This is a genomic window from Bifidobacterium pullorum subsp. saeculare, from assembly GCF_016899725.1.
GTDB classification, from domain to species: domain Bacteria; phylum Actinomycetota; class Actinomycetes; order Actinomycetales; family Bifidobacteriaceae; genus Bifidobacterium; species Bifidobacterium pullorum_C.
The window spans coordinates 212,314-234,361 of the sequence record NZ_JACLYU010000001.1 but is presented as its reverse complement, the minus strand read 5'-3'; the positions used below and the strand labels follow the sequence as shown (position 1 = coordinate 234,361).

Sequence of the window (22,048 nt, the reverse complement as noted above, 5' to 3'; positions counted from 1 at the left end):
ACAGGCTCGCGGACGGAACCAGGCGGGCAAAGGCGACGGCGGCGGAGCGCGCCAAGGAGGCGGGACGGGCCAGGGCCGGCCCGGGCGCGCGTCCGGCGAACAGTATTTCTCCGCCGCGCCGGCGTCGCAGGACGCGCGCCGCACGCTGACGGTCGACCTGCGCGGGCACCGGGCCGAGGTTACGACCTCGCACGGCGTGTTCTCCGGCTCCCGGCTCGACCTGGGCACCTCCGTGCTGCTGCGGCAGGCCCCCGAACCTCCCGAGGCGGGCGCGTTCCTCGACCTCGGCTGCGGCTGGGGCCCGGTGGCGCTGGCCATGGCGCTCGACTCCCCCGGCGCGGACGTGTGGGCGGTGGACGTCAACGAGCGTGCGCTGGAGCTCACCGCCGCGAACGCGCGGGCCAACGGCTGCGGCCGCGTCCACGTCGCGCAGACCGGCCAGGACGGCCGCCCGCTGGCCGAGCAGCCGCATACCGCCGCGCTCCCCTGCGAGGCGATGCCGGAGGACCTCGCCTTCGACCTCATCTGGTCGAACCCGCCCATCCGCATCGGCAAGGAGGCGCTGCACACGCTGCTCATGGCCTGGCTGCCACGGCTCAAGGAGGGCGGCGCCGCCTACCTGGTCGTGCAGCGCAACCTCGGCGCCGACTCGCTCATCCCCTGGCTCGAACAGGCGCTGGGCGACGCATTCACCGTGGGCAAGATGGCCAGCTCCAAGGGCTTCCGTATCATCGAAGTCTTGAGATGAGATTCGTTTATCCCCCCGAATTGCCGGTGTCGGCGGCGCGCGACGCCATCGCCGACGCCGTGAGGTCCTCGCAGGTGGTCATCGTGTCCGGCCAGACCGGCTCCGGTAAAACCACCCAGCTGCCCAAGATCCTGCTGGAGCTCGGCCGTGGCACGCACGGCCGGCAGATCGTGCACACCCAGCCGCGGCGCATCGCCGCGCGCACCGTGGCCGAACGCATCGCCTCCGAGATGGGCGTGCGCCTGGGCGAGGAGATCGGCTACCAGGTCCGCTTCACCGACGAGAGCTCCCCCACCACGCGCCTGCGCGTGGTGACCGACGGCATCCTGCTCGCGCAGATCCAACGCGACCCGGAGCTCTCCCGCTACGACACGATCATCATCGACGAGGCGCACGAGCGCAGCCTGAACATCGACTTCCTGCTCGGGTATCTCACGGCGCTGCTGCCCCGGCGCCGCGACCTCAAGCTCGTCATCACCTCCGCCACGATCGATTCGGAGAAGTTCCGCGACCATTTCCAGGAGGCGCTGCACACCACGGTGCCGGTGATCGAGGTGTCCGGGCGCACGTATCCGGTGCAGGTGGTGTACGAGCCGCTGGGCGCCGCGCCCGCGCTGATGAGCGAGGTGCCGGGCTTCGCGACCGGCGCCCGCCCCGGTTCCGACGACTACGGCGACGACGAGGGCATCACCGACGTGCCCACCGCGGTGGCGCGCGCCTGCGCCGAGCTCGTCATCCACTCCTCGCATGAGCGCGGCCCGCGAGACATCCTCGTGTTCGCCTCCGGCGAGCGCGACATCCACGACTTCGAAGCGGCGCTGCGCAAGCACTACGGTCCGCGCGCCGCGGACATGCGCCGTGCGGACGCGATCGAGATCATGCCGCTGTTCGCCCGGCTCTCCGCCGCCGAGCAGCACCGCGTGTTCGAGGCGCATGCCCACCAGCGCATCGTCATCGCCACGAACGTGGCCGAGACCTCGCTGACGGTGCCGGGCATCCGCTATGTGGTGGACCCGGGCACCGCGCGCATCTCCCGATATTCGAAGACCGCGAAGGTGCAGCGCCTGCCCATCGAGCCGATCAGCCAGGCGAGCGCCGACCAGCGGTCCGGCCGCTGCGGCCGCGTGGCCGACGGCATCGCGATCCGCCTGTACTCGCGCGAGGATTACGAGACGCGCCCCCGCTTCACCGAGCCGGAGATCCTGAGGACCTCCCTGGGCGCGGTGGTGCTCCACATGCTGTCGGTGGGCGTGGCCCGCACCGCCGAGGATGTGACGCATTTCGGCTTCATCGACCCGCCGGATATGAAGGCGGTCTCCGACGGCTTCAACGAGCTCACCGAGCTCAAGGCCATCGGCCGCAAGCGCGGCGAGGTGACGCTCACCCATATCGGCCGGCAGCTGGCGCGCATCCCGATCGACGTGCGGCTGGGCCGCATGGTCATCGAGGCGGCGGCGAAGACCACGCCGGACACGCTGGCCGCGGTGCTCGTCATCGTGGCGTTCCTGAGCCTGCAGGACCCGCGCGAACGCCCGGACGAGGCGCGCGAGGAGGCCGACCGCATCCACAACCGCTACGCGGATGCGACCAGCGACTTCCTGACGGCCCTGAACATCTGGGACCGCGTGTTCCAGGCGGACGGCGAGCCGACCAACAACGCGCTGCGCCGCATCTGCAAGGCCGAGCATTTCAGCTGGCTGCGCATGCGCCAGTGGAAGGACCTGGTCAACCAGCTCAGGCAGATGTGCCGCGAGATGAGGTTCCGCGTGGGCGAGCCGCATCCGGTCTCCCGGCCGGACCTGACGGTGCGCCAGCTGCCGATCAACCAGCAGGCCGCGCATTCGATGTGCTGCTCGTGGGACGCCGACGGCATCCACCGCTCGATGCTCGCCGGGCTGCTGTCGATGATGGGCATGCAGGTGGTGCGCGAGCCGAAGGCCTCCGACTACGCCAACCTCAAGGGCGCCGCCCGGGCCAAGGCCCTCAAGCGCGCGCAGAAGATGGCGAAGAACGACTACCAGGGCGCGCGCGGCACGCATTTCGCGCTGTTCCCCGCCTCCACCGTGGCCAAGGCCACCCCGCCGTGGGTGATGAGCACCGAGCTGGTGGAGACGAGCCGCCTGTGGGCCCGGTATTCGGCGGCCATCGACCCGGCGTGGGCGGAGCCGTTGGCCGGCACGCTCACACGCACCACCTACGCGGAGCCGCACTGGTCCGGCTCGCGCGGCTCGGCCGTGGCCACCTCGCGCGTGCTGCTGTACGGCCTGCCCATCGTGCAGGACCGCGCGGTGCAATGGGGGCGCATCAACCCGCCCGAGGCGCGTGACTTCCTGCTGCGCCAGGGCTTGGTGGAGGGCGACATCCAGCAGCGCTTCGCCCACGACGGCTTCATCGAACGCAACCGCGACGTGCTCGAGGAGGCCGCCGAGGACGCGAGCCGCACCCGCCAGCTGGCCGGCGCGGTCAACGACGAGGACCTCTTCGACTTCTACAACGCGCGCATCCCCCAGGACGTGACCTGCGTGGCCGACCTGGCCAAGTGGCTCAAGGGTCCCGCCGGCGAGGACGCCGAGCTGCTGCGCTTCGACCCGTCGAAGGTGGAGCGGCTCACGGACGCCGGCTCGGTGAGCCTGGACGACTACCCCGACCATTGGCACACCGTCGGCACGGACGGCACGCCCATCGACCTGCGCCTGAGCTACGTGTACGACCCGGCCGACCCGGCCGACGGCGTGACCGTGCATGTGCCGCTCAAGGTGCTTTCGCGCCTGACGCCCGCCCAGTTCACGTGGAATGTGCCCGGCCTGCTCGACGAGCTGCTGCTCGGGCTCATCAAATCGCTGCCCAAGCAGCTGCGCGTGCAGTTCGTGCCCGCCCCCGACGCGGCGCGCACGATCCGCGCGTGGATCGACGAACGCTACCCCGACCTGCCCGGCTCCGGCGACCGGCTCAAGCCGAACCTGCCGCCCGCCCCGCAGGACGGCTCGGCGCCCGCGTGGCCGGACCTGCCGCATGTGTTCACCCGCGCGGCGATCGAGACCATCGGCGCCCAGATCCATCCGGAGGTGCTCTCCGGCGAGCAGTGGGAGCGGCTCGCCCCGCATCTGAGGATGACGTTCTCCATCGAGCAGGAGCTGCCGCCGGCGCGCGGCGGCGCCCGGGGGCGGGGGCGCCGCGGCGGGCGCGGGCCGGTCAAGGTGGTCGGCACCGGCAAGGACCTCAAGGCCCTGCAGCGCCGCTTCGCCGAACAGGCCGAGGCCTCCGCCCGCCAGATGGTCCGGCGCAAGGCCGCCAAGGCCGAAGGCGAGGGCAAGGTGGTGGAGAAGGCGAACCTGCTGCACCGGGCGGGCGCCACCACCGAGTCGCGCGCCGCGATGCTGTGGCGGGGCGCGCTGGACGCGCTGCGCCTGCCCGCCGAACGCATCTCCTCGCGCTGGCTCGGCGCCGAGGCGCTGATGCTCGCCTCCGCGCCGTACCCGAACACGAAGGCGCTGGTCGAGGACCTCCAGCTGGCCGCCGTCAAGCGGCTGCTGCCCGAGGTGGCCAAGCTCACCGACGACGAGGCGCTGGCGAACGCGGTGCTCGACGTGCGCGAGGTGTACGAGGACACGGTGTACCAGGTGGCGCATGACGTCATCGCGATCCTCCGACGCTACGCCGAGGTGGACAAGGCCACCTCCGGCAAGGCCGACCTGCCGATGCTCTCGGTGCTCCAGGCCATCCGCGAGCATATCGCCACGCTGGTCTTCCCCGGGTTCATCGGCAAGGCGCCGCCACGCTCGCTGCGGCATATCGAACGCTATCTGCATGCCGACGAGCTGCGCCTGGCGAAGGCGAAGGCGGACAAGAACCGCGACGTGCGCTGGGCGTGGGAGGCCGACGAGGCCCGCCGGCTCGTGGACGCCGCGCGCCGCAAGGCGGACGCCGAGCCCGCCGGCCCGCGCCGCGAGGCGCTCGAAGCCACGGCGGAGGAGGGCCGCTGGATGCTCGAGGAGTTCTACGTGTCCCTGTGGGCGCAGGAGCTCGGCACCCCCAGGCCGGTGTCGATCCAACGCCTGCGCCGGCTGCTCGCCGCGTGAGTGGCGGCGGGCGGCTACACTGGCCGATTATGACATAGGAGAAGAAGAACGGACATAGGACGGACCGGCGCGGCGGGGAACGCTTCTTCACCGCGCCGGTGGTGACGTTGGTCGCCGCCAGCTTCATGCTGGGCATGAGTGAATTCGTGGTCGTGGGCATTCTGCCCGACATCGCCCGGGGGCTGAGGGTCTCCGAGGTGACGGTGGGCAACCTGGTGGCGGTATTCGCGTTCCTGTACGCGCCGTGCACGCCGTTGGGCGCCGCGCTGTCGGCCCGGTTCCCGCGCTTCGGCACGCATATGGCACTTATGGCCGTGTTCCTGGCCGGCAATCTGCTGTGCGCGTTCGCGCCCACCTATCCGGTGCTGCTGGTGGCCCGTCTGCTCATCGCCGCCGTGTCCGGCACCTTGGTGGCCGTCGCGATGACCTATGCCGACGATGTGACCGTGCCGCGCTTCCGCACGAAGTTCATCGCCTGGGTGTTCTCCGGCTTCTCGATCGCCTCCGTCGCCGGTGTGCCGGTGGGCACCTGGATCGCCGACGCGCTGGGATGGCGCTGGAGCTTCCACCTCATCTGGGTGCTGGTCGTCGCGCTCATGGGCGCGATGTGGGTTTTCCTGCCCCACCGTGCCTCCGCGCCGCCACAGCGCATCGGCTTCCTGCGCCAGTTCCGCCTGTTCTTCGACCGCCGCATCCAGCTGGGCGTCGCCGCGGTGGTGTGCGGCGCGGCCGCAAGCTATGTGTTCTACACCTATCTGACGCCCATCATGCGCGACGAGGTGCATGTGCCCGAGCGCTTCCTCAGCCTGGGGCTGGTGGTCTACGGCCTGGCCTGCCTGTGGAGCAATCTCCACGGCGGCAAGCTGGCCGACCGGGGCCGTGGCGTGGAGCCACTCGCCCGGGGCGCCCGATCTATCTGACGCAGGCCGTCGTCCTTGCGGCCCTCGCCTTCGCCGGCGCCAACCCGGTGTTCGGCGCGGTGCTGCTCGTGGCGCTGGGTCTGCTCATGTACCTGCAGAACTCGGCTTCGCAGGTGCTGTACATGGATGTCGCCGCGGAAGCGCATCCGGGCTCGCTCAATCTGGCGGCCTCGCTCAACTCGATGAGCTTCAACATCGGCATCGCCCTGGGATCGGCGGTCGGCGGCCTGGTCAACGACCATCTGGGCCTGGCCTGGCTCGGTCCCTTCGGCGCCGTCTTCGCGCTGCTGGCGGTCGCAGTGACCACCTGGCTGCGCCGCTTCATCATCCGCTGAACAACACTGGGGGCCGGCCTAATTCAGGCCGGCCCCCGATGTGCCGTAGTGTGCCGTAGCGTGCCATCACAGGCGCGGCAGGCCCTTGCGCAGCTCGTACGGCGTGACCTGGCGGTTGTATTCCTCCCACTCATGGCGGCGGTTGCGCAGGAAGTACTCGAAAGCATGCTCGCCGAGCACCTCGGCCATGAAGTCGGACTTCTCCATCACCTTGAGCGCGGCGCCCAGCGAGGTGGGCAGCGGCTCGATGCCCATCGCGCGGCGTTCGGCGTCGGTGAGCTCCCAGACGTCGTCGCTGGTCGGCTCGCCCAGCGTCATCTGCCGTTCGATGCCGTCGAGGCCCGCGGCCAGCAGCACCGCGAACGCCAGGTACGGGTTGGTCACCGGGTCGAGGGCACGGAACTCCATGCGCGCCGAGTTGCCTTTGCCGGGCTTGTACTGCGGGATGCGCAGCAGCGCGGAGCGGTTGTTGTGGCCCCAGCAGATGTAGCTGGGGGCCTCGTTGCCGCCCCACAGGCGCTTGTAGGAGTTGACGTACTGGTCGGTGACCGCGCAGATCTCCGCCGCGTGGTAGAGGATGCCGGCCGCGAACTGGCGGGCCGTCAGGGACATGTTGTACTCCTGGCCGGCCTCGTAGAAGGCGTTCGCGTCGTCGGCGAACAGGCTCAGATGCGTGTGCATGCCGGAGCCCGGGGCGTCCGCCAGCGGCTTGGGCATGAAGCTGGCGTGGATGCCGCGTTCGAGGGAGATCTCCTTGACCACGGTGCGGAAGGTCATGATGTTGTCCGCGGTGGTCAGCGCGTCGGCGTAGCGCAGGTCGATCTCGTTCTGGCCGGGGCCGCCCTCATGGTGCGAATACTCGACGGAGATGCCCATCTGCTCGAGCATGTTCACGGTGGCGCGGCGGAAGTCCATGCCGGGGCTGCGCGGCACATGGTCGAAGTAGCCGCCCTCGTCGATCGGCACCGGCGGCTTGGACCAGTCGTCCTGCTGCTCGAACAAGTAGAACTCGATCTCCGGGTGCACGTAGAAGGAGAAGCCCTTCTCCTTGGCCTTGGCGAGCGCGCGCTTGAGCACATGGCGCGGGTCGCCGAGGCTGGGCTCGCCGTCGGGGGTGAGCACGTCGCAGAACATGCGCGCCGTGCCCTGGGGGCCGCCGCGCCACGGCAGGATCTGGAAGGTGGAGGGGTCGGGCTTGACGATCATGTCGTCCTCGGAGACGCGGGTCATGCCCTCGATGGCGGAGCCGTCGAATCCGAGGCCCTCCTCGAACGCCGCCTCGAGCTCGGCGGGTGCGATGGCGACCGACTTGAGCGTGCCGATGACGTCGGTGAACCAGAGCCGGATGAAGCGCACGTCGCGTTCCTCGACGGTGCGCAGGGCGAACTCTTGCTGCTTGTCCATGAGGCATATCGTCACACCGGCGTGTAAGCGCCTTGTTAACGCCGGTGTCACGGAATGCTGCTAAATGGGGCGGCGCACCCGGCGGCCGCGCTATCGTGGAGCCATGCAGCAACAGAGCCATCTGACCCCGTCCGTCCATCCGCCCGTCGACGTGCGTTCCTGGTATCAGGCCCGCACCCCCGAGGAGCGCCGCGCCGCCGGCGAGGCGCTGCGCGCCCGCGTACCGTTGGCCTCGCATGCCGTCTGGCAGGTGCGCGAGGGCCGGCGCGCGGCCATCTCCCTGCTGGAGGAGCAGTCGGCGGTGCGCGTGAGCGAACTCATCCCGCTGCGGTACAAGCGGATGAGCGCCAACGCGTTCACGTTCTACCGCGGCACCGTGCTCATCATGACCGAGGACCTGTCGCACACGCCGGTCACCGGCGTGCCGGTGCAGTGCGTGGGCGACGCGCATATCGGCAACTTCGGCATGTTCCGCTCCCCCTCGGCCCGCCTCGTGTTCGATGTCAACGACTTCGACGAGACGACCACCGGCCCCTGGGAGTGGGACATCAAGCGCCTGGCCTGTTCGGTGGAGATCTGCGGCCGCGCCAACGGGCTGAGGCCGAAGGAACGCCATGACGCGGTGATGCGCTGCCTGCGCTCCTACCGCGAGCATGTGGCCGAGTACGCCGAGATGGACTATCTGGACGCCTGGTACGACCATATCGACGTGGCCGAGTCGCTGGCCCGGTACGCGCGCACCACCGGCGGCAAGCGCAACCGCACGCTGCAGCAGGCGGCGGAGAAGGCCGCGAAGAAGGACAACGACGCGGCGGCGGCCAAGCTCACGTATTTCGACGGGCGCAAGCTGCGCTTCAAGTCGAAGCCGCCGGAGCTGGTGCCGCTGAGCGAACTGCAGGACTACTACTACGACCTGGAGGCGCTGCAGGCGCGCATCGACACCCTGTTCGAGCACTACCGTCACTCGCTGTACGAGGACCGCCGCCATGTGCTCGACCTCTACCATTACCAGGACACGGCGCGCAAGGTGGTGGGCGTCGGTTCGGTGGGCCAGCGCGCATGGGCGACGATCCTCACCGGCCGCGACGCCAGCGACCCGCTCATGATCCAGATGAAGGAGGCCACGCATTCGGTGCTCGAGCACTATTGCGGCGCCTCCCCCTACGCCACGCATGGCGAGCGCGTGGTGCAGGGCCAGAAGCTCATCCAGTCCACCGCGGACATCTTGCTCGGCTGGTCGAGCTTCATCGGCGAGGACGGCCGCACGCGCGACTACTATGTGCGCCAACTGTGGAACGGCAAGGGGTCGATCGACCTGGACGATCTCGATTACCTGGGGCTTTCGGATCTGTCGCGCCTGTGCGCGCGCTGCCTGGCGCACGCCCATGCGCGCACCGGCGACGCGCTGGCCATCGCCGCGTATATGGGCGACGACACCGAATTCGACGAGGCGGTGGCCGCCTTCGCCGATTCCTACGCCGACCAGACCGAGGCCGACTACGAGGTGTTTATGAACCTCATCGGCATCGGCGCGCTGCCCTGCGCGCGCTAAATAGCACCGAGGCCACGGCGGCCGGGCAGGCCGCCGCGCCTTCGGTCGGTCTCAGTCCTGGGCGACGGCCAGCGCCTCCTGGAGCGTGAAGGCGCGCGCGTACAGGGACTTGCCCAGGATGGCCGAGTCGACGCCGAGCGGCGCGAGCTCCTTGATATGCCGCAGGTCGTCGAGGCTGGAGATGCCGCCGGAGGCCGTGACCTTGGCGTCGGTGCGCTCGGCGACCTCGCGCAGCAGCTCCAGGTTCGGCCCGGACATCATGCCGTCGCGGGCGACGTCGGTGACCACGTAGCGGGAGCAGCCGGCGTCGTCGAGCATCCGCATCGTCTCGAAGAGGTCGCCGCCCTCCTTGGTCCAGCCGCGCGCGGCGAGCGTGTGGCCGCGCACGTCGAGGCCGACGGCCACCTTCTCGCCGTAGCGGGCGATGGCGCGGCGCGTCCATTCGGGGTTCTCCAACGCGGCGGTGCCGATGTTCACGCGGGCGGCGCCGGCCTCCAGGGCGGCGTCGAGGCTGGCGTCGTCGCGCACGCCGCCGGACATCTCGATGTTGACCTGGCCGCCGAGCTCCTGGACGATCCGCCGCAGCTGGGCGCGGTTGTCCCCCGTGCCGAAGGCGGCGTCGAGGTCGACCAGGTGGATCCAATGCGCGCCGGCCTGAACCCAGGTGCGGGCGGCCTCCAGCGGCGAGCCGTAGTCGGTTTCGGATCCGGATTCGCCCTGGCGCAGACGGACGGCCTTGCCGTCGCGCACGTCGACGGCGGGAAGCAGGGTGAGGGCCATGGTTGATGCGTTCCTTTCCTTCGGATGGACTGGTGGACGGGGCGGCGCGGGGCGCTCAGCAGGTGGCGGTCCAGTTGCGCAGCAGCTCGGCGCCGGCGTCGCCGGATTTCTCCGGGTGGAACTGGGTGGCCATGAGCGGGCCGCGTTCGTAGGCGGCCACGAAGCGGCTGCGGCCGTAGTCGCACCAGGTGGTCAGCTGGCCGGGGCCGAGGTCGAGGCTCAGGTCGGAGCGGTCGGCGGGGGTGGCGGAGCAGGCCGCGTAGGAGTGCACGAAGTAGAAGCGCTCCCCCTCCACGCCCTTGAGCAGCGTGGATCCGGGGGCCGCGTCGACGGTGTCCCATCCCATGTGGGGGACGACGTCCGCGTCGAGCAGGTCGACGGTGCCGCCGACCAGGCCGAGGCCGGCGGTGTCGGCGCCGCGTTCCACGCCGTGCTCGAACAGCACCTGCAGGCCGACACACACGCCGAGCACCGGACGGCCGGCGCGCAGGCGGTCGTAGACCACGCGGTCGCCGGAGACCTGCCGCAGCCCGCGCATGCAGGCGGCGAAGGCGCCGACGCCGGGCACGACGAGGCCATCGGCCTCCAGGGCCTGGCGGTAGTCGCTGGTGAGCGTCACGTCGACGCCGAGGCGGGCGAGCGCCCGCACCATCGAGCGCACGTTGCCGAATCCATAGTCGAAGACGACCGCTGTGGTCATAGGTTCCCTTCCTCTTGTGCGTAGCCGCGCGACCTGGTGACGGCCGGCGCGGCCGGAACGCCCGCTATTCGACGCGCGAGCCCTTCGTGGCGCCGCCGCGGCCGAAGCGGGTGTGGCGCGCGAGCACCTCCATGGCCTCGTCATGGCTGAGCGAGGCGGAGTCGACGGTTTCGAAGCCTTCGGTCCGCAGCTGTGCGATGTTGACGATGCCCAGCGTCAGGTCCTCCACGAACCGGGGCGTGGAGGTGAACAGGATCGGCGGCGCGATGGTCTGCCCGGCCTTGCCGTGCATGTACAGCGTCGCCTCGAGCTTGTCGGCGCGGTTGACGGCGAGGATGAGCGACATGCCGTTGACCACGGTGGTCAGGTCGCGCGCGGCGGCCTCGGGCCCGTCGCCGTCGAGGTTGCGCAGCACCGCGCAGGCGCCCTGGTTGGAGCCGAGGCATTCGGCGGAGATGTCGGCCAGCTGGCAGAAGGCGGCGAGCAGCTCGGCGGAGGCGATGCGGGTGACGAGCACCGCGACCTTGGCCTTGTTGCCGAGCAGGCCCTGCAGCTCGTCCTCGAAGCCGACGGAGGCGTCGATGGCGGAGGCGTCGGCGGGGATCTCCACGTCGCCGATGTTCGGCAGGTCGCCGGCGTCGTCCGGTATCGCGGCGGCGTCGGAGGCATCTCCGGCGTGGAACTCCTTCTCGAAGTCGGCCATCGCGCGGTCGAGGTCCTCGTCGGTGAAGTGGGCGTCGTCGGGGTCGAGGCCGTCCAGCGGATCCTTGGTGTCGTCGGCCATCACAGCGCCCCCTTCGTGCTGGGGATGCCATGCACGCGCGGATCGGGTTCCACGGCGGCGCGCAGCGCGCGGGCGACGGCCTTGAACTCGGCCTCGGCGATGTGGTGGGGGTCGCGGCCGGCCAGCACGCACAGGTGCAGGCAGATGCCGGCGTGCAGCGCGATGGATTCCATGACGTGGCGCACCAGCGAGCCGGTGAAATGGCCGCCGATCATGCAGTATTCGAAGCCGTCGGGCTCGCCAGAGCACACGCAGTACGGTCGGCCGGAGATGTCGACGACGGCCGTGGCGAGCGCCTCGTCGAGCGGCACGGTGGCGTCGGCGAACCGGCAGATGCCGCGCTTGTCGCCCAGGGCCTGCCTGAGGGCCTCGCCGAAGACGATGGCGGTGTCCTCCACGGTGTGGTGGACGTCGATGTCGGTGTCACCATGCGCCTTGATCGTCAGGTCGATGAGCGAATGCTTGCCCAACGCGGTCATCATATGGTCGTAGAACGGCACGGACGTGCTGATGTCCGTCCTGCCGGTGCCGTCGAGGTCCAGCGCGAGGTCGATATGCGATTCGCTGGTCTCGCGGACGATGTGTGCGGTGCGTGCCATCCGGCGCTCCTTCCTCGGCGCCCCGCCTTCCGCGGCCGGGCGGGGCCTTACTGCTGTTCCACTATACGCAGGGACTCCACAAGCGCTTCGCGGAAACGCGCCATCTCCGCGTCGGTGCCCATGCACACGCGCAGCCAGCCTTCGGGGCCGACGACGCGGATGAGCACACCGCGCTCGAGCATCGCGTCGAAGATGGCGTCGCGATGGTCGAAGCAGCCGCCGAAGAGCAGGAAGTTCGACTGCGAGTCGGCCACGCGCAGCGGCGTGCCCTTGTAGGTCTGGGTCTTAAGCCAGGCGGCGGTGGCGTCGCGCGTGTCGCGCAGGTGGGCCACGCGGGCGAGCTGCTCGTCGGTGTGCTCGAAGGCGGCGAGCGCCGCGGCCTGGGTGACGGCGCTCAGATGGTAGGGCATGCGCACGATGCGCACGCAGTCGATGATGCCCTGGTCGGCGGCCAGGTAGCCGACGCGCGCGCCGGCGAAGGCGAAGGCCTTGCTCATCGTGCGGCTCACCGCGAGGTTCGGATGCTCCCCGATGAGCGTGACGGCGCTGGGGGTGCCCGGGTCGCGGAACTCGATGTAGGCCTCGTCGATGACGACGACCGGGCGGACGCCGGGGTTGGCCCCCGCCACCTGCACCTGTTCACAGGCGGCGAGCACGCGTTCGATGTCGGCCTGCGGCAGCGGGGTGCCGGTGGGGTTGTTCGGGTTGGTCAGCAGCACCATCGACGGGCCGGTCTCCTCGATGCGGGCGATGAGGCGGTCGACGTCGAGCGTGAAGTCGGCGTTGCGGTGGGCGAGCTGCCAGCCGGTGAAGGTGTCGCGCGCGTACTCGGGGTACATCGAGTACGTGGGGTCGGCGCCAATCGCGGTGCGCCCCGGCCCGCCGAAGGCCTGGAACAGCTGGAGCATGATCTCGTTGGAGCCGTTGGCGCCCCACAGCTGGCCGACCTCCAGGCGCGCCCCGGACTCGCGTTCGAGGTAGCCGGCGAAGGCCTGGCGCAGCGCCACATGCTCGCGGTCCGGGTAGCGGTTGAGCGTCGGGGCGATGGCGCGCACGCGGGCGGCGATGGCGTCGCACACGGCCGGCTCGGGCGGGTACGGGTTCTCGTTGACGTTGAGGCACACCGGCACGTCGAGCTGGGGCGCGCCGTAGGGCTCCTCGCCGATGAGGTCGTTGCGCAGCGGCAGGCTGGCGGGGATGGCGCTCACTTGAGACCGGCCTCCTTCTCCTGCTCGTCGAGCGTGGCCTTGTCGTACGGGTCCTTGACGAATCGGGTGAGCACGCATTCGCCGTGGCCGGGCAGGTCCTCGGAGACCGCGAAGGCGTTGATGCGCGCGGCGAGCGCCTTGAGGCCGGCCTCGTCGTATTCGATGACCTCGACGGGCTTCATGAAGGTGTGCACGCCCAGGCCGGCGGCGAAGCGGGCGGTGCCGCCGGTGGGCAGCACATGGTTGGAGCCGGACATGTAGTCGCCCAGCGGCACCGGCGAGTAGGGGCCGCGGAAGATGGCGCCGGCGTTGCGGATGCGCCCCACGACGGCGTCCGCGTCGGCGGTCTGGATCTCCAGGTGCTCGGCCGCGTAGGCGTTGGCCGCGTCGATGGACTGGTCGAGGCCGTCGGTCAGGACGATGGCGGACTGGCTGCCGGACAGCGAGGTGTGCACGCGCTCGGCGTGCTCGGTGCGCGGCACGCGGACGGCGAGCTCGGCCTGCACCTTGCCGGCGAGCACCGGGTCGTCGGTGAAGAGCACGGAGCCGGCGAGCTCGTCGTGCTCGGCCTGGCCGATGAGGTCGACGGCCAGGAAGCGCGGGTCGGCGGTGGAGTCGGCGATGATGCCGATCTCGGTGGGGCCGGCCACCGCGTCGATGCCGACGAAGCCGGAGACGAGGGACTTGGCGGTGGCCACGAAGATGTTGCCGGGGCCGGTGATCTTGTCGACCGGGTCGCACAGCACGCCGCCGTCCTGCGGCTCGGAGCCCTTGGCGCCGTAGGCGAACATGGCGATGGCCTGGGCGCCGCCGACCGCGTACACCTCGCTGACGCCCAGGATGGCGCAGGTGGCGAGGATCGTGCGGTTGGGCAGGCCCTCCGGGTCGCCCTTGGCGGGCGGGGTGGCGATGGCGAGCGATTCGACGCCGGCGGCCTGGGCGGGCACGGCGTTCATGATCACCGAGGAGGGGTAGACGGCCTTGCCGCCGGGCACGTACAGGCCCACGCGCTGGATTGGGATCCAACGCTCGGCCACGCGGGCGCCTTCGGCCAGGTCGGTGGCGAAGTCGTGGGGCACCTGGCTGGCGGCGACGGCGCGGGCGCGGCGCACCGACTCCTCGATGGCGGCGCGGACCTCCGGATCGAGCGTCTCCAGGGAGGCGGCGATGGCCTCGGCGGGCACGCGCAGATGCTTCGGGGCCACGCCGTCGAACTTCTCCTCGTAGTCGCGCAGGGCCGCGGCGCCGCGCTCCTTGACGTCCTCGAGGATCGGGCGCACGAGGTCGGTGGCCTCGGCAGTGCCCATGGCGGCGCGCGGCATGGCCGCGAGCAGTTCGGCGCGGGACAGGTTCTTGCCGCGCAGGTCGATGATTCGCATGATGTTCTCGCTCATGGGCCCCATCGTAACGCCGGGGCGCTCCCCCGTCCCACCCATCGGCCGTTTCCGTCCGATGGGCGGACGGCCGGCCGGATGCGGCCGGCCGGCGCCGCGGCGCGCGCCTCAGATGTTGCCGCGGGCGTGCTGGTCGGCCCAGGATTGCGAGCAGACGTTGGTGCGCGGGTCACCGCCGACGCGGCCGGTCGGCGTGTGCAGGGCGTCGATGGCCATGAGCTCGGCGTCGGTCAGGTCGAAGCCTGTGGCGGCGAGGTTCTGGCGCATGCGTTCGGGATGCTTCGACTTGGGGATCACGATGCGCCCCTGCTGCGTGTGCCAGCGCAGCACGACCTGCGCCGGGGTGACGCCATGCGCCTTGGCCGCGGCGAGCACCGGCTCGGCGTCCGTGTCGGCGCCGTGGCCGAGCGGCGAGTACGCCTCCACCGCGATGCCATGCTCCGTGCAGTAGGCGAGCGTCTCCGGCTGGCTGAAGCGCGGATGCACCTCGATCTGGTCGACGGCCGGCGCCTCGCCGGAGTCCGCGGCGATGACCTCGAGGTGTTCGGGCAGGAAGTTGCTCACGCCGGGCACGCCGATAAGCCCTTCGTCGCGCAGCTCCAGCAGCGAGCGCCAGGTCTCGGCGTAGCGGCCGATGGCCGGGAACGGCCAGTGGATGAGGTACATGTCCACACGGTCGAGGCCGAGCTTCCTGAGCGACTCCTCGAGGGCGTAGCGGGCGGCGTCCCGGCCTTGGTCGCAGTTGCGCAGCTTCGTGGTGACGAACACCTTGCCCGCCATGCTGGTGGCCCTGAGGGCGTCGCCCACCTCCTTCTCGTTGTAGTAGGCGGCGGCCGTGTCGATGTGCCGGTAGCCGATCTCGAGCGCCTCCTCGACGGCCCGCTGCGTGTCCTCGGGCGGAATCTGGAAGGTGCCGAACCCGGTCTGCGGGATCATGGTGTGGGTGGCGTCGTTGAGCTCGACCCGGAGCGTGCCATTGGACTGCGTCATCGTTCCCTTCTTTGGAAGACCATCCGATGATGTCCTCCTTCAGTCTAGGCCCGTCCGGTGGACGCCCCGGCGCCGCTTCACGCGGCGGGCAGGCAGTGTGGCCCCAGGAGGATCTTGAGGTCGGCGAAGAGCTCGGTGTCGCGCTTGACGCGGAATCGGTCGCCAAAGGTCAGCACCTGGGCGGCGCCCTTGCCATCGACGATGGCGAGCTTGACCTCGCAGTAGCCGGGGTGCGCGGCGAGCACCTGGCCGAGCCGTCGCATCCGGTCCTGGCCGAGCGCCGCCTGGGGCAGCGTGATGACGACGGGCTTGGTGTCCGCCGCCTCCAGGCTCGGCACCTGCATCTCCGTGGCCCTCAGGCTCACGGTCTCGTCGCGCAATTCCACCACGCCGCGAATCTGCACCACCTGGTCGACGGCGAGCTCCGTGGCGGCGGCCTCGTACACCTTGCCGAAGAACATGCACTGGATCGAGCTCTCCAGATCCTCGATCGTGACGATGGCCCACGGGTTGCCCTTCTTGGAAACGCGCCGGTCCACGCCGGTGATGAGGCCGGCGAGCGTGACCTGCTGGCCCTCCCCCATCGTCTTGGCACGGTCGATGAGATGCGCGATGGACATCTCGCGCAGCCCTGCGAGCACGGCGGTCATGCCGGAGAGCGGATGGTCGGAGACGTACAGGCCGAGCATCTCACGCTCGAAGTTGAGCTTGGTCTTCTTGTCCCATTCCTCCACGTCGGGCACGTTGACCACGGCGTCGCCCATGTCCCCGGCGCCGGCGTCGTCCATGTCGGCGAACAGGTCGAACTGGCCCTCGGCCTGCTTGCGCTTGATGCCGATGACCGAGTCGATGGCGGCCTCGTGCACCTGGTAGAGCGCGCGGCGGTTCGGGGAGATGGAGTCGAAGGCGCCGGCCTTGATCAGCGATTCGACCAGGCGCCGGTTGAGCACGGAGATCGGCACGCGGCGGATGAAGTCCATGAAGTCGACGAACTTGCCCTTGGGCCCCTCGCGTTCGGCGATGATGTCGGCCACGGCCTTGTCTCCCACGTTGCGGATGGCGCCCAGGCCGAAGCGCACGACGTCGCCGACGGCGGAGTAGGCGTACACGGACTCGTTGACGTCCGGGGAGAGCACCTGGATGCCCATGCGGCGGGCCTCGCCCAAGTACAGGGCGGTTTTGTCCTTGTTGTCCTTGGTGCCCTGGAGCAGGGCGGCCATGAACTCCACCGGATAGTGGGTCTTGAGGTACGCGGTCCAGTAGGAGATCAGGCCGTAGGCGGCGGAGTGCGCCTTGTTGAACGCGTAGCCGGAGAACGGGACGAGCACGTCCCACACGGCCTGCGCGGCCTCTTCGGAGTAGCCGTGCTCCTTCATGCCCTCGAAGAACGGGATCTTCTCCTTGGCCAGCACCTCGGGCTTCTTCTTGCCCATGGCACGCCGGAGCACGTCGGCCTTGCCCAGCGAATAGCCGGCCAGGATGCGGGCGGCGGACTGCACCTGCTCCTGGTAGACGATCAGACCGTAGGTCTCGTCGAGCACCTGCTTGAGCGGCTCCTCGAGCTCGGGGTGGATCGGCGTGACCTTCTCCAGCCCGTTCTTGCGCCGCGCGTAGCTGTTGTGCGAGTCCATATCCATCGGGCCCGGCCGGTACAGGGCGATGAGGGCGGAGATATCGTTGAAGTTGTCCGGGTGCAGCGAGCGCAGCAGGGCGCGCATGCCGTCGGAATCGAGCTGGAACACGCCAAGCGTGTCGCCGCGGGAAAGCAGCTCGTAGGTGGCCTTGTCGTCCAGCGGGATCTTGGTGTAGTCGATCGGCTCCTTGCCGTTGGCCTTGATGTTCTTCAGGGTGTCCTGGATCACCGTGAGGTTGGACAGGCCCAGGAAGTCCATCTTGACCAGGCCCAGCGTCTCGCAGGTGTGGTATTCGAACGTGGTGGTCACGGTGCCGTCCACGCGCTCGAGCAGCGGGGAGGTGTCGGTGATCGGCTCGGAGCCCATGATCGTGGCGCAGGCGTGCACGCCGGTCTGACGGATCAGCCCCTCGAGCATCTTGGCCTTGTCGACGATGCGGTGCACGTCCGGGTTCGCGTCGTACAGCTCGCGGAACTCGCGCGCCTCAGCGTAGCGCTTCGAGGCCGGGTCGAAGATCTCCTTGAGCGAGGCGTCCTTGCCGTTCTTGCTCGGCGGCAGCGCCTTGGTGACCATGTCGCCCACCGAGAACTCGTAGCCCATGATGCGCGCCGAGTCCTTGAGCGCCTGCTTGGTTTTGATCACGCCGTAGATCACGCACTGGGCCACCTTGTCGCGGCCGTATTTCTCGCCGCAGTAGTCGATGACCTCCAGCCGGCCCTCGGGGTCGAAGTCCACGTCGATATCCGGCAGGCTGACGCGTTCGGGATTGAGGAAGCGTTCGAAGATCAGGCCATGCTCCAGCGGGTCGAGCTCGGTGATGCCCATCGCGTAGGCGACCATCGAGCCTGCGGCCGAGCCTCGGCCCGGCCCCACCATGATGCCGTGGTCCTTGGCCCACTGGATGTAGTCGGCCACCACCAGGAAGTAGCCGCAGAACTGCATCTGGCAGATCACGCCGCATTCGTAGTCCGCCTGCTTGCTCACCTGCAGCGGCACGTTGCCCTCGTAGCGGCGTTCCAAGCCCTCCTCCACCTTCTTGAGGAACAGGGAGGCCTCGTCCCAGCCCTCCGGGCAGTCGAAGCGCGGCATGAACGCGCCGTCCTCGTGGTCGTCGAAGATCACGTTGCAGCGTTCGGCCACCTCGAGCGTGTTGTCGCAGGCGCCGGGGAAGTCCTTGAACAGTTCGCGCATCTCCTCCGCGGGGCGCAGGTAGTAGCCTTCGCCCTCGAATTTGAAGCGGTCGGGGTTGTCGAGCCGTTCGCCGGAGTTGATGCACAGCATCGCGTCCTGGGCCTCGGCGTCCTTGGCCTCCACGTAATGCGAGTCGTTGGTGGCCAGCAGCGGCGCGTTGAGCCGTTTGGCGATCTCGAGCAGTCCGGGGATGTTCTTGCGTTCGAGCTCCAGGTTGTGGTCCATGATCTCGATGAAGAAGTTGTCGCGCCCGTAGATGTCCTGCAGTTCGCCCGCGTAGCGCAGCGCCTCGTCGAACTGGCCGAGCGCCAGCCTGGTCTGGATGATGCCCGAGGGGCAGCCGGAGCCGCAGATCACGCCTTTCGAGTAGGTGGACAGCACCTCCTTGTCCATGCGCGGGTAGCGTTGCACGCGGCCCTCGAGGTTGGCCACGGAGCTCGCCTTGATGAGGTTGACGAGGCCCTCGTCGTTCTCCGCCCACAGCGTCAGATGCGCGATCAGGCCGCCGCCGGAGACGTCGTTCGGATTGCGCCGGCGGTGCTTGGGGTCCATGTTGGGATCCCAGTTGGTGTCCCAGCTGACGCGGGCCTTGTCGCCGCGCGCGGTCTCCGGCGTGGTGTAGGCCTCGATGCCGATGATGGGCTTGACGCCGTTGGCCACGCAGTTGGTGAACATCTCGTAGGCGCCGTGCATGTTGCCGTGGTCGGCGATGCCCACGGCCGGCATGCCGAGTTCGGCGGCCTTGCGGGCCAGGTCCGGGATCTTCGACGCGCCGTCGAGCAGCGAGTAGTGCGTGTGGTTGTGCAGGTGGACGAAGTTGCCGGATCGAGTCATGCGTCCACGATACCTCACTGCCCGCACGCCGCCGGCCGCTGGCCGCGGGCGCGCAGCATATCGAGCGCGTGGGCGAGGTCGGCAGGGTACTGGGGCGAGGTGACGGTGGTCCACAGCCGGGTGCGCGGATGGCGGAACTCGAGTTGCATCGCATGCAGCCATTGGCGCTGGAGCCCGAGCTCCTCGGCCAGGCGCGGGTTGGCCCCGTACATCGGATCGCCGACGAGCGGATGGCCGATCGAGGAGAAATGGACGCGAATCTGGTGGGTGCGGCCGGTCTCCAGGTTGACTTTGGCGAGCGTGGCCTCGCCGAATCGCTCCATCACATCCCAGTGGGTGATGGCGGGTTTGCCGGCCGGCGTGACGGTGAATCGGAAGTCGGCCACCTTGGCGCGGCCGATAGGCGCGTCGATCGTGGCCCGGTCCTGGACCAGATTGCCCTGCGGCAGCGCATGGTAGGTTTTGACGACCTCGTGCTCGGCGAACTGGCGGCGCATCTCGGTGTAGGCGAGGTCGGACTTGCACACGAGCATCAGGCCAGAGGTGCCCACGTCAAGCCGGGAGACGATGCCTTCGCGGCCGGCGGCGCCGAGCTTGGTGATGGCCACGCCCCGGTCCCGCAGCGAGCCGAGCACCGTGGGACCGGACCACCCGACGGAGGCGTGCGCGGCCACGCCCACCGGCTTGTCCACGACGACGATGTCCTCGTCCTCGTAGACGACGGGCATGTCCTCGGCGATGGGTTCGGGTGTCTCGCGTTCCTCGGGCAGGTCGATCTCGACCATCTCGCCGTCTTGCAGCGAGCCGGACCGGGCGATGTCGCGGCCGAGCACGCGCACCTGGCCGGCGTCGATGAGTTCGGCGGCCTTGGACCGCGACAGGCCGAGCATCTTGGCGACGGCCACGTCGAATCGTCGGCCGATGAGCGCGTCGGGGGCAGGGACCACACGGGATGTCATCGGCCGCCGGCCTCCTCCCGCTCATCGCGGCCCGCGCCATCCGTGGCCAGGTCCTTCGCGCTGAACGGCACGTTGAGCAGGATGAGCACGACGACGGCGATGCCGGCGGCCATGAGGAAGATGTCGGCGACGTTGCCCACCGACCAGCCGTAGTCGAGGAAATCGACGACCTTGCCGTCGAGGAAGCCCTCGGCGTAGGCGATGCGGTCGATGAGATTGCCGAAGGCCCCGGCGAAGGCCAGGGACAGCGCCGCCGTCCACACGAGGTTGACGGTGCGCAGGGCGGCGACGACGAGCGCAACGCACGCGGCGACCGCCAGCAGGGCGATGGCCCAGGTGTGCCCGGAGCCCATTCCCAGCGAGGCGCCGGGGTTATGCACGAGCTTGAGGGCGAGCAGCCCGGGGATGACGGTGATGGTGCGACCGTCGGCCAGCGTCGCCTCAGCCAGCAGCTTGGTGCCCTGGTCGAGCGCGAGGGCCACGACCGCCACGCATGCGAGGACGGCCACACGTGCGCGCGGCCGTCCTAGGATGAGTCGGGTTCCGCTCATGCCTGCTGCTGGGCGGGAGCGGACTGCTCGGTGGCTTCGTAGCCGTTGGCCTGGGAGACCTGGGCGGCGAGCTGGCCGAGGAAGTCGGTCAGGCGGGCACGGTACTCGGTCTCGAACTGCTTGAGGCCCTGGATGTTGCCTTCGATGACCTTGGAATCCTGCTCCAGCTTGGCGTGCACCTGGGCGGCGTAGTCGTCGGCGGCGGCACGGGTCTGCTGGTCGTAGGCACCGGCGCGCTCGTGGACCTGCACCTCGTACTGGTCGGCCTCGTCGCTCTTGGAAGCGAGGTACGAGTCCGCGCCCTGACGGGTCTGGGTCGAGTAGTCGTCGGCGTCCTGGCGCGTCTTGGCCGAATAGGCGTCGGCGTCCTGGCGCGTCTTGGCCGAATAGGCGTCGGCGTCGTCGTGCGTCTGCTTGGAGTAGGAGTCGGCCTCCTGGCGCGTCTTGGCCGAATACTGGTCGGCCTCGGAGTGCACGCGCTGGTTGTAATCGTCGGCCTCGGTGCGGGTGCGGTTGGAGTAGTCGTTGGCCTTGGTGACGAGCTCCTCGTACTTGGCCTGGCTGGCCTCGGTGATCTGCTGGGCCTTGGCCTTGCCCTTGTCCACATACTGGTCATGCAGCTGCATGGCCAGGGTGAGCATCGCGGTGGCGCGCTCCGGCTCGGTGCTGGCCTGGGCCGCGGCGCCGGCGATCTTCTGCAGGGAACCGGTCTCGGTGCTCGGCTCGACCTTGGCCACCTGCTCGCGCAGCTGGTTCTCGCGCTGCTTGGATTCCTCGAGCTGACGGCTGAGGTCGGCGAGCTGCTGGGACTGCTGGGCGGCGGCCTGCAGCTGCTGCTGGGCGGCGGCCAGCTGGCGGGCCAGCTCCTCGCCCTTGGCGCGGTACTGGTCGCGCTCGTGCTGCACGGCGGCGATCTGCTGGGCCACGGCGTCCTGGTTGCCCGAGGCCTGCGCGGCCTGGGCCGTGAGCTGGTCGACCTGCGCGTTGAGCTGGTCGACCTGGCCCTTGAGCTGCTCGTTCTGCTGGGCAAGGGCGCGGTTGGATTCCTCGGCCTCGGCGAGCTTGGTGGCATCGACCTGGGCGGACTGGTCGCCCGCGGGGCGCTCCTCCTTGAGCTTCTTGTTCTCCGCGGTCAGCTGTTCCACCTGGGCGGTCAGGTCGGAGATCTTGGTGTTGAGCCCGGCCACGTCCGGGCCCAGGGACTGCGTGGACTGACCGGCGGCGACCGCCTGCTTGCCCAGGGCCTCGACGGTCTCGGTCACCTGGTCCAGGAAATCGTCGACCTCGTCGACATCGTAGCCCTCCTTGAATCGGACGGTCTGGAAGGTATGCTCCCTAATGTCCTTCGGCGTCAACAGAGCCATGAATCTTACACCTCGCTTCGGG

At 69.6% G+C, this 22,048-nt stretch carries 15 protein-coding genes and 1 pseudogene; 4 read left to right on the top strand and 12 right to left on the bottom strand.

The features are described from left to right. The first annotated feature begins 145 nt into the window (after positions 1–145). From H7U32_RS00950 to H7U32_RS00940, 3 genes and pseudogenes are all read left to right on the top strand, one after another. Positions 146–748, top strand: coding sequence for a class I SAM-dependent methyltransferase (locus H7U32_RS00950; RefSeq protein ID WP_239457401.1), 603 nt, complete (start codon positions 146–148; stop codon positions 746–748). Further along, positions 745–4,827, top strand: coding sequence for an ATP-dependent RNA helicase HrpA (gene hrpA, locus H7U32_RS00945; RefSeq protein WP_204467216.1), 4,083 nt, complete (start codon positions 745–747; stop codon positions 4,825–4,827). The genes H7U32_RS00950 and hrpA overlap by 4 nt, the downstream gene beginning before the upstream one ends. Before the next feature lie 125 nt (positions 4,828–4,952). Next, positions 4,953–6,082 (top strand): annotated as a pseudogene (locus H7U32_RS00940) (MFS transporter). A 66-nt stretch (positions 6,083–6,148) separates the two neighbouring features. On the opposite strand, the gene H7U32_RS00935 reads toward H7U32_RS00940, so the two are convergent. After that, a complete protein-coding gene (locus H7U32_RS00935) occupies positions 6,149–7,486 on the bottom strand; it encodes a glutamine synthetase family protein (RefSeq protein WP_204467215.1) in 1,338 nt (445 codons plus the stop codon). A gap of 103 nt (positions 7,487–7,589) precedes the next feature. Between H7U32_RS00935 and H7U32_RS00930 the strand changes: the two genes are divergently transcribed. Further along, the gene (locus H7U32_RS00930; RefSeq protein ID WP_204467213.1) at positions 7,590–9,038 is read left to right on the top strand and encodes a DUF2252 domain-containing protein; all 1,449 of its coding nucleotides are present in this window, start codon (positions 7,590–7,592) and stop codon (positions 9,036–9,038) included. Between the two features lie 51 nt (positions 9,039–9,089). Here the strand turns inward: H7U32_RS00930 and priA are convergent, their stop codons facing one another. From priA to H7U32_RS00875, 11 genes are all read right to left on the bottom strand, one after another. After that, positions 9,090–9,818: a bifunctional 1-(5-phosphoribosyl)-5-((5-phosphoribosylamino)methylideneamino)imidazole-4-carboxamide isomerase/phosphoribosylanthranilate isomerase PriA gene (gene priA / locus H7U32_RS00925; RefSeq protein ID WP_204467211.1), complete on the bottom strand. Its 729-nt coding sequence runs from the start codon at positions 9,816–9,818 to the stop codon at positions 9,090–9,092. A 55-nt stretch (positions 9,819–9,873) separates the two neighbouring features. After that, positions 9,874–10,518, bottom strand: a complete 645-nt coding sequence (hisH, locus tag H7U32_RS00920; protein WP_204467210.1) for an imidazole glycerol phosphate synthase subunit HisH — start codon at positions 10,516–10,518, stop codon at positions 9,874–9,876. Between the two features lie 64 nt (positions 10,519–10,582). Then, positions 10,583–11,302, bottom strand: coding sequence for a hypothetical protein (locus H7U32_RS00915; protein ID WP_204467208.1), 720 nt, complete (start codon positions 11,300–11,302; stop codon positions 10,583–10,585). Beyond that, the gene (hisB, locus tag H7U32_RS00910; RefSeq protein ID WP_204467206.1) at positions 11,302–11,901 is read right to left on the bottom strand and encodes an imidazoleglycerol-phosphate dehydratase HisB; all 600 of its coding nucleotides are present in this window, start codon (positions 11,899–11,901) and stop codon (positions 11,302–11,304) included. Before hisB ends, H7U32_RS00915 begins: the two co-directional genes overlap by 1 nt. Before the next feature lie 47 nt (positions 11,902–11,948). Then, positions 11,949–13,109 carry a histidinol-phosphate transaminase gene (locus H7U32_RS00905; RefSeq protein ID WP_204467204.1) on the bottom strand — a complete coding sequence of 387 codons (1,161 nt, stop codon included), beginning with the start codon at positions 13,107–13,109 and terminating at the stop codon, positions 11,949–11,951. Beyond that, positions 13,106–14,503 carry a histidinol dehydrogenase gene (gene hisD, locus H7U32_RS00900; RefSeq protein WP_204467202.1) on the bottom strand — a complete coding sequence of 466 codons (1,398 nt, stop codon included), beginning with the start codon at positions 14,501–14,503 and terminating at the stop codon, positions 13,106–13,108. Before hisD ends, H7U32_RS00905 begins: the two co-directional genes overlap by 4 nt. A gap of 108 nt (positions 14,504–14,611) precedes the next feature. After that, positions 14,612–15,493 carry an aldo/keto reductase gene (locus H7U32_RS00895; RefSeq protein ID WP_204467200.1) on the bottom strand — a complete coding sequence of 294 codons (882 nt, stop codon included), beginning with the start codon at positions 15,491–15,493 and terminating at the stop codon, positions 14,612–14,614. A gap of 77 nt (positions 15,494–15,570) precedes the next feature. Then, entirely contained in the window at positions 15,571–19,152 is a 3,582-nt protein-coding gene (gene dnaE, locus H7U32_RS00890) for a DNA polymerase III subunit alpha (protein ID WP_204467198.1), read from the bottom strand. 14 nt (positions 19,153–19,166) lie between these two features. After that, positions 19,167–20,111, bottom strand: coding sequence for an RluA family pseudouridine synthase (locus H7U32_RS00885; protein WP_204467196.1), 945 nt, complete (start codon positions 20,109–20,111; stop codon positions 19,167–19,169). Then, complete coding sequence (locus tag H7U32_RS00880) at positions 20,108–20,662, bottom strand: signal peptidase II (RefSeq protein ID WP_204467194.1); 555 nt, start codon at positions 20,660–20,662, stop codon at positions 20,108–20,110. Before H7U32_RS00880 ends, H7U32_RS00885 begins: the two co-directional genes overlap by 4 nt. After that, the gene (locus H7U32_RS00875; RefSeq protein WP_204467192.1) at positions 20,659–22,026 is read right to left on the bottom strand and encodes a DivIVA domain-containing protein; all 1,368 of its coding nucleotides are present in this window, start codon (positions 22,024–22,026) and stop codon (positions 20,659–20,661) included. The genes H7U32_RS00880 and H7U32_RS00875 overlap by 4 nt, the downstream gene beginning before the upstream one ends. Positions 22,027–22,048: the final 22 nt, after the last annotated feature.